Raw genomic sequence first — 11,218 nt, 5'->3', positions numbered from 1 at the left:
TCAGCCTCTTTTGTCATTTTCTATGTATTCAAGCTCTCATAAGTTCTTTTATCGTTTTTAAAGATACGCCCGTTTGGTGGTAAACCTCAATAAGTGTGGCACGCGGATGGGCCCTAACGAAATCCTTCACTTTATGCGACTCTTTCAATTGAAGCTGGGAGCAAGATTTACAATGCTTTTCAAATTTCGAAATATAAACTTGTCCGCATGTTTCACAGTTGCAAAGTGACATTTCTCCACACCTTCCTGATCCAATTCTCTCTAATATAGATTTCGAGAAGAGGCACACACTTCTGGGGGTACCTTAAAAAATAAATATATTTAAATTTGAATCTCGACCAAGTCACCTGGTTTTATTTCGCCTGGGCGTTCCACGTACGCGACAATCCCTCTGCAATGCCCAGCATGTTTGATAAATTGTTGCGTTAGGCTTCTGTCTCCGTAGAAATTTGCAATCTGCTTACCAGGACCTGCACAGGGCTCGTTCTCACCTTCACACACAATTCCGCCGCCACTCGGAAGGATCATTCGGATTCCCATAGGAAGTTTGGTTAATTCAGGAACGCCGCTCACTACAATATTTGCACCCAACCACTCAGGTTTAATTGTTTCCACACCCAGTCGCTGCGCTATGCCTTGCAGTTCCTCAACGGATACAATGCTAAGTTGGCGACGATTCATAATCTCTTGGCCTCTCTTGTACATGGGCTGCCGCGAGTCCGCCTTGGCGAATAACCCGAAGTGACGGTCGCCTTCAATGCCCCCAAAACTTAATTCAACACCGTCGATTTCTCTCGTTACAAACGTTGAAGCGTCATCCGCGATAAGTACAGCTTCAATTTTAGCCATAATTGCCATGAAGTCGTTCACCAGCCTTATCCCCTATTATACCACTTAATATCCCTATTCTTCCAGTTCCTTCGTTAGGTCCTGCTCTGGCCACATCGTTCCATCCTGCCAACCAAGCACAAAAGCTTCCCATCGACGATTTTCCGGAAATACATCTAGGTCACCAAAGTATTTGGCAATAGCTACATGCTGGGTTGCATGAGCCCGCAAGGCTGCAGCCTTTATCGGCCAACCAGTCTCTGTATCTACTTCTATCGTAGGCTTATAACCTTTGGCTCGTAATGAAGCCGCTGCTGCATAATATAACTTGCGTACACTCGGACATTTCCCACTCAATACAGCCGCCGTTGTCGCCTTGGAGATGGTGATATGATCGGGGTGACCATTGCCCCCATCCTCTGGAAATGTGAATAGTACCTCAACCTCATACCGCTGAATAAAAGTGATAACACCTGCAACTAGTGCATCGAAATCAATCTCTGCGAGCTGACCATCCGGACGGCCCAGGTGCTCCACGTGAGACAAGCCCAGCACCTTGGCGGCTTCATCCATCTCTTTCTCTCGCAGTTTAGCGAGTTCTGATCTATTGGTTGCCCGCTCTAACCCTTGTCTACCCGCATCACCTCGTGTTGCCAACAACAAAACAGGATTTTCCCCTTGATCGGCAAGCTTGCGAATAATGCACGCACTAAGAAACGTCTCATCATCCGGATGTGCATATATAAATCCATATTGGTTCTTCATCTCTTCACTCCACTCTTCATTATGTAAAAGCTGCTGGCGGATAAATCTTTTCGATGCAATAAATGGCTTGATCCATCGGCATCACTTTCTCGTGTAGATCTAGCATATCCATTAACTTCACTTGTTCAGTCGAGCTGTCAGTCAAGCCTACACAGATGATAAAGCGAATTCCAAGCTTTGTCGCAGTAGTTAGCTGCTTATCCACATCCAACTTCTCATCAACCATTTTTATACCTATACCAGCTAGTTTCAGCTCATTTGTCATTCGACATGCAACTTCAGAAGCTTTAGGGTCAAGAAGGATTACCATAGCTTGTACTTCTAGCCGCTTTCCATACGAATCTTCTGAACTCCAACCAACATTTGATTCTTCCGCGTTTCGCATACCATCCACCCTTCCCTTTCTTAACGAGATAAAAAAACGCGCCGGACCTATGGTCCTGCGCGAATTGCTATCCCGCAGGGAGGCCAACGCGAAATGCGTTAGCCCACCCTGATATGTACAGGTGTGTGCTAACGCCTATAAAAATAATGAATTTGTACGAACCAAGCTGTATTTTTCATATGATTCGTCTCCTTCAACTTTATGATTATTATGATTATAGCGAGCCTCTGTCGTAGATGCAACAGCTTTTTTATTTATCCTATGCTAAAATTGTTTCAATATCCGGAGCGATAGTCGCAGGATCCGTACTAGCGCTATACTGCTTAACAACAATACCGCTGGCATCAACTAGGAATTTCACGAAATTCCATTCGATTTCTCCTGTACGATACGTTTCAGGTGTATGGCTTAATAAGTAAGTATATAACGGATGAGCATTTTCACCCTTCACATCGATTTTATCAAATAACGGGAATGTCACTTTGTAGTTGAGTTCGCAGAAACTTTGGATTTCTTCATTCGTGCCTGGTTCTTGACCGCCAAACTGATTACAAGGGAATCCCAGAACAACCAATCCTTTATCCTGGTACTTCTCATATAAGCTTTGGAGCCCTTTATAATGCGGTGTAAGCCCACATGCACTTGCTGTATTTACAATAAGCAGCACTTTTCCTTTATATTCGGAAAGTGACTTCGTTTCGCCTGAGATCGTTTGAACCTCAATATTATAGATGGACATAGCTCCGCACTCCTTCAAATTATAATAAGTTCCTATCCATTATAACATTCTTTCCCAGTGAGCCCAAATCACAAGCTTGATAGTTTAGCTTCCCATATACTGACAGGTGTGATATATTGTTTACCTGTTTATTTCATAAAATAGACAACATCTGATCTTAGGAGGTAACTGATCTTGGACACAAAGACTCAAAGTGCCTATCAAGAAGAATTACAACAACTTGAACAAACGAATGCGGAAATTGACAAACAGCTTGAGCGGCTTAGGTCGACTCCTGTTTATTACGGTCCGGATTTAACGGAGCAAGCGTTGGAGGCAGCACGCGAGAATGGCCGACACAATTTAGCTAAAGCCGTCGATGAACCGTATTTCGGCCGTCTTGACTTCCAAGAGACTGGATCGGCTTCCGCTCTTCCCCTTTATATTGGTAAATCAGGCGTCGAGGACGAGCGAACAGGCCAATTGCTTGTCATTGACTGGCGGGCACCAGTCGCTAGCCTTTTCTATTCATTCACCGGCGGACTGGACGCTGCTTCTTACGATTCACCAGACGGCCTTATCGATGGCCTCGTTTATCTTAAGCGCAACCTTGTTGTCCGTAAGCAAATTCTCCAGCGTGTCGTTGATACCTATGACCGCAATGAAGACTCTCTTGCCGTCGGCGATGAGTTCTTACTCTACCGACTTGGCGAAAATAAAGACAATAAGCTGCGCGACATTGTATCTACAATCCAAGCTGAGCAAGACCGTATTATCCGCGCAGCGAAGAATACAGCACTGATTATTCAAGGGGTCGCAGGAAGCGGTAAAACAACTGTCGCCCTGCATCGACTTGCTTTCTTACTCTATCAATACCGCGAACAGGTTCGTGCAGAACGGATGATCATTTTTGCACCCAACTCCATGTTCCTCGACTACATATCCGGCGTACTGCCTGAACTTGGAGTCGGAAATATCCAGCAAAGCACATTCACGGATTGGGCAATTGATGTGCTCGACCAAGAAGTAAAGCTAGCGGATCAAGCAATAGTTCTTCAAACCTGGTTCTCGCTTGGCAGCAAAAGACCTCCGGTAGATGATCAAGCGCCGGGAAGATTTAAAGGATCTATTGCTTTTAAACAATACCTAGATCACTGTCTCACGAGGTTCGAGGAGTCTTATGTACCTACTTCGGATTTCATCCCGTGGGAGGGTGTCAAGCTTCCAATTGCATCCATTCGCGAATGGTTTTTCGTAGAGAACAAGCACTATCCGCTTGTCAAAAGGCGCGAGCGCGTCATTGCTCGGATCAAACGCTGGATGGAAATTCAGCTCGACAAGATTTGGGAGCAAAGTCGGAAGAAAGAGCTGAAAAAGAAAGCTTCACAGCGCCTGCGCACGTATCTGACGGGATGGCCCGATCACTCGGCATTCAGCTTCTACAAAATGCTCTTCACAGACAAAGGTCGTCCGGACAGCTTGCCCATTGACCTACTGAACCAAATACCAGAACCAATTGTCGCTGCTTCACTGAAGCTTTTCAAGAAAAAAGAAGTGCAGCTCGAAGATCTCGCTCCACTCCTTTATATTCATACACGCCTTTTCGGCATACCTTCTGATCGGTTATTCGACCATGTGGTGATCGATGAGGCGCAGGACTTTTCACCTTTCCAAGTGGCTGTCCTTGATTCTTACACACGAAATAGCTCGTTTACAATACTCGGTGATTTATCACAGGGAATTCACGCTTATCAAGGCATCACGGATTGGAAGGAATTTTCCAGCTTGTTTGAAGTAGACGAAACTGGTTATTTCGAACTTGAACGCAGTTATCGTTCCACCATGGAAATCATCTTATTTGCCAATCAGGTCTTGAAACGAGGCGTCGAGAATCCCCTTCTAGCTGTTCCTGTGTTCCGCAGCGGAAACAAAGTCCGTGTCCTACAGACGGACATCAAAGGCCGTTTGCCTTTACTTCAGCGTGCCATCGCAACCTTGAAACAAGGAAGCTCGAGTACAATCGCTGTTGTTGCCCGTACGGAGAAGCAAGCACAGGAGCTGCATGATGCGTTGACGGATGCTGGCATCGAAACGAATCTCATAACTTCCAAGCAGCGTGTATACCGCGGCGGCATCTCGGTCCTTCCCGTCTTTTTGACCAAGGGACTTGAATTTGATGCCGTTCTACTCATGGATGTTACTGCCGGGCATTACGAAGCCACTTTTATGGATGCCAAACTGCTGTATGTAGGCTGTACGCGCGCCCTTCACGAATTATGGCTAATGGCTCCAGGCGAGCTGTCTCCTCTGGTCTCAACGGAAGATACAGAGATTGTGGAAACCCATTATCCTGGATAGTTTCAAGCCATGTTGGAGTTTTGTACAACTTACTCTAAGATTTTAGAGTCTTTTCCTAAGAAAGTTGCAGAAAATACAACAATTTAGCCCGAAAATGGCCATTTGGCTTGAAATTCGGCTAAATTGTTGTACAGAGTACAACATCACCACTTCACAAGAAGAAATCGAGATAAATTGTAGTACGTTGTACAACATGCATAAAGACACCTATTCACCGATCATAAGGATCGAGTAAATAGGTGTCTTTTGTCACGTCTTGCCTCACATTTTTAGTAAGCGATCAGTACGCCGCCTTCACCAGCGTAGGTACCAATAACCGTGCCCATATTAGAAAACAACACTTTGCGGAACGGATATTTCTCAAGTAGTTGGTTCAAGACTTCGCGCGCTCTTTCTTCACAATTACTATGTGCGATGGCAATCACATCTTTATCGAAATCATGGTGAGTTTCCCCTATTTTGGTGATTAATCGTTTCAAGGCTTGCTGGGTACCGCGGATTTTCTCTATCACTTCTACGGCACCTTCTTCACTGGCTTTCATCAGAAGCTTAATATTCAAAACAGACGCAACAGCTCCCCGCACTCGGTCGAGCCTGCCACCTTTTATTACATTTTCTAACGTGTCTAGAAAGAAAAAAGTGCCTGAAGTCGTTACGGATTGACCTATCACTTCTACAATTTGTTCAAATGGAACATTCTCTTCCGCCATTTTGGCTGCCTTATAGACGAGAACACCAAGTCCAAGTGAAGTTGTTTTCGAATCGATTACTTCGATACGACCTGCATAACCTTCTTCGAGCAGCATCTCTTTAGCCATGACTGCATGATGGTAGGTACTGCTAAGAGCAGATGAAAGACTAATCACAAGAATATCTTGATCCACTTGGGCCTTCTGATACTCAGCGAGGAATAGCTGCGGAGCCGGACTTGACGTCTTCGGCAGGACGCTCTCCTTTTTCATTCTCGCATAAAAATCAGCAAGCTCCATGTCAGGCGGCATGCATTCCTCTCCAAAATGTACGGATAATGGAACAATCGCAATCCCTATCTCGTCTACGATCATTTCGGGAAGGTCGCAACTGCTATCTGTGATAATCTTGATTGTCGTCATGGTGTCCACTCATTTCTTATTTTTTGGCGAAAACAATACCTACTGTATGCGGTCCGCAGTGGCTGGCAACAACGCAGCCCGTTTCAGTTATATAAACTTGTTTCACATTCGTTTGTTGTTCAATTTGTTGTTTGATGTAAGCGGCTTCTTCTGCTGCCGCAGAGTGAGTAATAAACAGGAATTCTGTGTCCATGTCATTCTTTTGCGCTAAAGCATTATCCAGAAGCTGATGGAGTGCTTTTTCCCGTTTACCTCTTACCTTATCCGTCGATACCATAGCCCCGTCAATGACTTTAACGATCGGTCTAATTTTCAATAGACTCCCTATAAAATGCTGAACACTTGAACATCTTCCGCCTTTATGCAAATATTCCAATGTGTCAATGATGAATTCAACTTCCATTCGGGTGATTAAAGGTTCAATCAATGATTTTATTTCAAAGATGCTCCGGCCATCCATTGCCGCTTGGGCAGCTTTTAAAACTAGTAAACCTATTCCTGTTGATAGATTTCTAGAATCAATGACCGTTACCCTACCTTCTGGAAAACTCGCTGCGGCAATGGTCGCATTCTGAATCGTAGATGAGAGCTCAGAGGAAAGCCCAATAAAGACAATGTCTTCTCCGCTTTGAATAATGGGTTCAAACGCTTGTTCGAAATCAATTGGCGATGGAGCAGCGGTCTTGGGCAGCTTGCCGGTTTGGTTAACCAATTCATAGAGTCTATCAGGTTTTATCGTAATGCCATCTTTGTAGGAATTCTCCTCAAAAATAACATAAAGAGGCACTACCTCTATTTGAAAGCGTCGATAAAGCTCTTCGCTTAAGTCACTTGTGCTATCTGTAAATATGCGAACCCGGGACATTGCGGTCATACCACCTTATCTATGCTGTCTGTCTGTTAATCCATCTATGCTGTCTATCTAGCTTGAACCCGCAACAACTCTATTAAGATTGTGTAAAGTATAATTGAACTAGTCGGAAAGCTCAATCCTTACAAAATTAAGCAGCTCCAATTAGAAGCCGTAAATGGTCATACCACCATCAACGAATAGAGTCTGACCTGTCACATAATTCGCCGCATCCGAAGCGAAAAATACAGCTGGCCCTACCAACTCTTCAAGTTCACCCACGCGCCCTAATGGTGTACGCGCAATGATTTCGGCTAGGTAATCTGGATTAGCAAGGATTTTCTCTGTCAAAGGCGTTTTGAAATACCATGGTCCAATACTATTCACATTGATCCCATATTTGCCCCATTCAAGTGCTAACACCTTCGTCATTTGGATCATCGCAGCTTTGGTAGCTGCGTATACAACACCTGTTCGAAGGGCAACCTGTCCTGCAACAGAAGCGATATTGATAATTCTTCCATATTCTTTTTGCTGCATGTGACGACCTACGATTTGAGAGCACAAGAAAGCAGATTTAAGATTCGTCTGCATGATCGTGTCCCATTCCTCATCCGTAACAGCCAGCGCTTGACTGCGAATATTCATGCCCGCATTGTTCACTAGAATATCAAGTCGACCCGTATGTTCAATGATTTGTTGGACAGCTTCCTCGATCTGTTCTCTATTCGTGACATCAACCGTAAACGGATATGCCTTTCGTCCCAAGGCACGAATTTCATGAGCTACTTCCTCTATATCACTAGCTGTACGAGCGAAAAGAGCTACGTCAGCTCCAGCCTCAGCAAGGCCTATCGCTAGCGCTCTGCCAATGCCTCTTCCTGCTCCTGTGACTAAGGCAATTTTATTAATTAATTGAAATGAAGGTAAAAACATCTTTTCATCGTCCAATCTATAAGGTAGTAGGATATTTATGAGTGAAAGAAGGGTTATCTATGGACTATTCCGTTCGGGAAGAGAAGGCCAACGCCATCAGCCACGGCGTAGGCGTGTTGTTAAGCATCGCAGCGCTTGTCCTGCTCATCGTGCAAGCTTCCTTACATGGCACTGTTTGGCACATTGTCAGCTTCAGCATTTTTGGTGCAGCATTAGTCATACTTTATACCTGTTCCACGCTGCTTCACAGTGTGAGCCATCCACGTTTGAAGGATGTGTTTGAGCTTCTCGATCATTCCGCCATTTATTTGTTAATTGCAGGCAGCTATACACCTTATTTACTCGTCACATTGCGAGGACCTTTGGGCTGGACCTTCTTGGGTGTGATTTGGGGCTTAGCGCTTGCCGGGATCGTTTTGAAAGTTTTCTACGTAAAACGATTCATCTTGGTTTCAACCCTTTGTTATATACTCATGGGTTGGCTGATTATTTTCGCCTTTAAACCACTGTATTTAAGCCTGCCATTAGGCGGTATCGTGTGGCTCGTCGTAGGCGGATTGTTCTATACGTTTGGTTCCATCTTTTATGTATGGCGGCGCATCCCTTATCACCATGCCATATGGCATGTTTTCGTGCTTGCTGGTAGCGCCTGTCATTTCTTCTCAATATTCTGGTATGTCATACCAGCTTAATTATTGGATCAATTGCTGGAGGTGTTGGAGAGAAACCGCTTTCTCCACTTGACGCGCCAGTTCTTTATAACCAATTTCGTTTGGGTGAATGGCGTCTTCTGACAAATAACAGCTATCTTGCCCTACGAAAGCATCATACACTTGAACCACAAGAATATGCGGCTGTTCTAATTTGCGAAGAAATAAATTAAAGCGCTGCACCCAATATGCGGCATCCGGCACCTGCGGCAGAGGATTGTAGAGCCCGACTAAAACGATTAAGAAAGGCTCTTCAACCCCTTGCCGAAGTGCCTCAATTTCTCCGATCAATTTCTTATAGTTGGATTCATACGTTTGAAGAGCAGATTTTAAGTAAGCAGGATCTCCCTGATAAAAGAAAGGAATTGCCGCCTGGATTAAGTCATTGCCGCCAGCTGTGATCGTGATGAGATTCGCTTCTCTTATATCTTTTTGGATCTCCGGATCTAATTCAATTGTTTGAAGCAATTGAGTAGTTGTAGCACCATTCTTGCCTGCAGGCTTTAAGTGAATAGGAACCTTCAGCAATTGCTCCAACTTTTGCCGATAGATAGGTACGAATCCGTGACCTTCCGGAGCTCCAAAACCAACCGTTAGTGAATCTCCAAATGCCAAATAATTGATCGTCTTTTCCATTGCTATCCTCTCCCTAAAGCCTGACGTATAATACTATATGCGCCAGCGCCCAGTTTGGGAAGGGACACTCTCACCAGTTCTTTCGTCGTTTTTTTATACGTTTACATGCTGCTTAACATAATTTTCGATTTGTGCCTTTTCCGAGAATGTAAATTGGAACTCACAATCACAGCCCTCGTCGTGAAGGACAATTTGAACAATTTCTCCATCTAGATTACAGATGACGAGTATAGATGGATCGATTAAATCCTCCGGAAACTCCTCGCCAACCTCTTTATGTATACCTAAGAAAATGTCGCGCCATTGCCCTCTTACCTCTGATTCCGTGAAAGATAATGTAAATCGGTGTTCTTCGTGTTCGGCTCCATATTTCATCATGTGAGAGTCCCCCTAAATATTTCGCAAAAAAATCTTGTTTTGTAAGATTGCGTTTATTAACTCTTTTTGTTCATTAATTGTAACCCAGTGAGCTGTAAAGTGGTAGTTCGCCTTCCTTTATACTACAATGGAGCTAAGAACCATTCAACAAAGGAGCCATCCATTTATGAAAACAACCATTACGCAATCCATTGATAACCATGCAGACAGATTAATAGCCATATCCAGCTTTATTGGGGCAAACCCGGAACTTGGGCATGAAGAATTTCAAGCTTCCGATCGTTTAACTGAGGAATTGGCCTATCATGGCTTCCACGTTGAACGCGGTGTATTAGATATTGCAACCTCTTTTATAGCTACCTATGATTCTGGTAAAGCTGGTCCTGTCGTGGCCTTCTTAGCAGAATATGACGCATTACCCGACCTGGGTCACGCTTGTGGCCACCATCTCATCTGCATGATGAGTATTGGCGCAGCCATCGGCCTTAAGTCGGTCATCGATGAAACAGGCGGCAGTATCCGTGTATATGGAACACCTGCAGAGGAAACCAAGGGCGCCAAAGTGCCAATGGCCGCGGCTGGACTATTCAAAGATGTGGATATTGCTCTGATGGCTCACCCGTACTATACGTATGAGAAGTCAGGCGAATCGCTAGCTATGGACGCTATCCAGTACGAATTTTTTGGTCGTTCCGCTCATGCAGCTGCTCAACCTTACGAAGGCGTCAACGCACTTGATGCTGTTCTTCAACTGTTCAATTCCATAAATGCGCTGCGCCAACAAACCAAGTCTGATGCGCGTATTCACGGCATCATTAGCGAGGGTGGCAAAGCTCCGAATATTATCCCTGACTATGCTGTCGCTCAGTTCTATGTACGTTCAGCATCCCGCACGTATACGAACGAGCTCGTCCAGAAAGTACTTCACTGCGCTGAGGGCGCTGCCCTGCAAACCGGTTGTACGTTGAAGACTTCCTTTTATGAGTATTCGTATGACGAGCTTCGAACCAATGAGACACTATCAGCCGTCTTCACTGATCAGTTGTTAGCGATGGGAATTGATCCGAAAGAAATCGAAGTTGGCAAGGATCACGGTTCCCTCGACCTAGGCAACGTGTCTACCCAATGCCCGACGATTCACCCATTCGTCAAAGTTGTAGATGAGAGACATATGCTCCATACCAAGGAGTTCCGTGATCTCGCACTGCAGGAACCCGCTCTGAATGCCATGATATTCGCGGCAAAACTCCTAGCTTTCACGGCATATGAAGTACTTGCCAGCCCAGAGCTGTTAAGTAAAATCAAAGCGGAGTTTGCTGCAGCGATGAAATAACTCTTCCCCATACGAAAGACTAGCCGCATGAAACAGAGCTCCTGCTCTGTTAATGCGGCTGTTTCATTTGCAGATTATTTGATTCAAGACATCGTTTTGCATGCAAAGCTGAGGGTTACGTGAATGAATTCTTCATTCAGTAGTATGATGTTGTAGATAGTGCAACAATTCTGCTCATTTCCTTGCTCTCTCGCTTCATTGTTGTAGAA

The 11,218-nt window shown here is 44.7% G+C and carries 12 protein-coding genes; 3 read left to right on the top strand and 9 right to left on the bottom strand.

From position 1 onward, the window contains the following. Positions 1-321 precede the first annotated feature (321 nt). The 4 genes from GC098_RS38150 to GC098_RS38135 form a co-directional block, all read right to left on the bottom strand. The gene (locus GC098_RS38150; protein WP_171649541.1) at positions 322-858 is read right to left on the bottom strand and encodes an MOSC domain-containing protein; all 537 of its coding nucleotides are present in this window, start codon (positions 856-858) and stop codon (positions 322-324) included. A gap of 45 nt (positions 859-903) precedes the next feature. Beyond that, positions 904-1,593, bottom strand: coding sequence for a PIG-L deacetylase family protein (locus tag GC098_RS38145; protein ID WP_171649540.1), 690 nt, complete (start codon positions 1,591-1,593; stop codon positions 904-906). A gap of 19 nt (positions 1,594-1,612) precedes the next feature. Beyond that, the gene (locus GC098_RS38140; RefSeq protein WP_171649539.1) at positions 1,613-1,978 is read right to left on the bottom strand and encodes a His/Gly/Thr/Pro-type tRNA ligase C-terminal domain-containing protein; all 366 of its coding nucleotides are present in this window, start codon (positions 1,976-1,978) and stop codon (positions 1,613-1,615) included. Between the two features lie 259 nt (positions 1,979-2,237). Further along, on the bottom strand, positions 2,238-2,717 hold the full coding sequence (locus GC098_RS38135; RefSeq protein WP_171649538.1) for a glutathione peroxidase: 480 nt from the start codon (positions 2,715-2,717) through the stop codon (positions 2,238-2,240). Between the two features lie 174 nt (positions 2,718-2,891). On the opposite strand from GC098_RS38135, the gene GC098_RS38130 reads away from it, so the two are divergent. Next, positions 2,892-5,054, top strand: a complete 2,163-nt coding sequence (locus GC098_RS38130) for a HelD family protein (protein WP_171649537.1) — start codon at positions 2,892-2,894, stop codon at positions 5,052-5,054. Positions 5,055-5,323: 269 nt separating this feature from the next. On the opposite strand, the gene GC098_RS38125 is transcribed toward GC098_RS38130, so the two are convergent. The 3 genes from GC098_RS38125 to GC098_RS38115 all read right to left on the bottom strand — a co-directional run bounded on the left by GC098_RS38125 (position 5,324) and on the right by GC098_RS38115 (position 7,952). Further along, positions 5,324-6,166 carry a DegV family protein gene (locus GC098_RS38125; RefSeq protein WP_171649536.1) on the bottom strand — a complete coding sequence of 281 codons (843 nt, stop codon included), beginning with the start codon at positions 6,164-6,166 and terminating at the stop codon, positions 5,324-5,326. A 16-nt stretch (positions 6,167-6,182) separates the two neighbouring features. Next, entirely contained in the window at positions 6,183-7,031 is an 849-nt protein-coding gene (locus tag GC098_RS38120; RefSeq protein WP_171649535.1) for a DegV family protein, read from the bottom strand. Between the two features lie 150 nt (positions 7,032-7,181). Continuing rightward, positions 7,182-7,952, bottom strand: coding sequence for an SDR family NAD(P)-dependent oxidoreductase (locus GC098_RS38115; protein WP_171649534.1), 771 nt, complete (start codon positions 7,950-7,952; stop codon positions 7,182-7,184). A gap of 59 nt (positions 7,953-8,011) precedes the next feature. Here GC098_RS38115 and trhA point away from each other — a divergent pair, with 59 nt between their 5' ends. After that, entirely contained in the window at positions 8,012-8,644 is a 633-nt protein-coding gene (gene trhA, locus GC098_RS38110; RefSeq protein ID WP_171649533.1) for a PAQR family membrane homeostasis protein TrhA, read from the top strand. On the opposite strand, the gene GC098_RS38105 is transcribed toward trhA, so the two are convergent. Continuing rightward, complete coding sequence (locus GC098_RS38105; RefSeq protein ID WP_171649532.1) at positions 8,645-9,298, bottom strand: GDSL-type esterase/lipase family protein; 654 nt, start codon at positions 9,296-9,298, stop codon at positions 8,645-8,647. Positions 9,299-9,391: 93 nt separating this feature from the next. Beyond that, positions 9,392-9,676 (bottom strand): hypothetical protein, encoded by a 285-nt coding sequence (locus GC098_RS38100; RefSeq protein WP_171649531.1) that lies wholly within the window; start codon positions 9,674-9,676, stop codon positions 9,392-9,394. 166 nt (positions 9,677-9,842) lie between these two features. Between GC098_RS38100 and GC098_RS38095 the strand changes: the two genes are divergently transcribed. Continuing rightward, positions 9,843-11,009, top strand: coding sequence for a M20 family metallopeptidase (locus GC098_RS38095; RefSeq protein ID WP_171649530.1), 1,167 nt, complete (start codon positions 9,843-9,845; stop codon positions 11,007-11,009). Positions 11,010-11,218: the final 209 nt, after the last annotated feature.

It is taken from the genome of Paenibacillus phytorum (genome assembly GCF_013141715.1).
GTDB classification, from domain to species: domain Bacteria; phylum Bacillota; class Bacilli; order Paenibacillales; family NBRC-103111; genus Paenibacillus_E; species Paenibacillus_E phytorum.
The sequence above is the reverse complement of the archived record's forward strand: the minus strand, read 5'-3'. Positions and strand labels throughout refer to the sequence as shown.

What these genes read in the sequence shown, in the direction of transcription:
- GC098_RS38150 (WP_171649541.1), bottom strand. Translation starts at nt 858, where the DNA reads ATGGCAATTATGGCTAAAATTGAAGCTGTACTTATCGCGGATGACGCT.
- GC098_RS38145 (WP_171649540.1), bottom strand. Translation starts at nt 1,593, where the DNA reads ATGAAGAACCAATATGGATTTATATATGCACATCCGGATGATGAGACG.
- GC098_RS38140 (WP_171649539.1), bottom strand. Translation starts at nt 1,978, where the DNA reads ATGCGAAACGCGGAAGAATCAAATGTTGGTTGGAGTTCAGAAGATTCG.
- GC098_RS38135 (WP_171649538.1), bottom strand. Translation starts at nt 2,717, where the DNA reads ATGTCCATCTATAATATTGAGGTTCAAACGATCTCAGGCGAAACGAAG.
- GC098_RS38125 (WP_171649536.1), bottom strand. Translation starts at nt 6,166, where the DNA reads ATGACGACAATCAAGATTATCACAGATAGCAGTTGCGACCTTCCCGAA.
- GC098_RS38120 (WP_171649535.1), bottom strand. Translation starts at nt 7,031, where the DNA reads ATGTCCCGGGTTCGCATATTTACAGATAGCACAAGTGACTTAAGCGAA.
- GC098_RS38115 (WP_171649534.1), bottom strand. Translation starts at nt 7,952, where the DNA reads ATGTTTTTACCTTCATTTCAATTAATTAATAAAATTGCCTTAGTCACA.
- trhA (WP_171649533.1), top strand. Translation starts at nt 8,012, where the DNA reads ATGGACTATTCCGTTCGGGAAGAGAAGGCCAACGCCATCAGCCACGGC.
- GC098_RS38105 (WP_171649532.1), bottom strand. Translation starts at nt 9,298, where the DNA reads ATGGAAAAGACGATCAATTATTTGGCATTTGGAGATTCACTAACGGTT.
- GC098_RS38100 (WP_171649531.1), bottom strand. Translation starts at nt 9,676, where the DNA reads ATGATGAAATATGGAGCCGAACACGAAGAACACCGATTTACATTATCT.
- GC098_RS38095 (WP_171649530.1), top strand. Translation starts at nt 9,843, where the DNA reads ATGAAAACAACCATTACGCAATCCATTGATAACCATGCAGACAGATTA.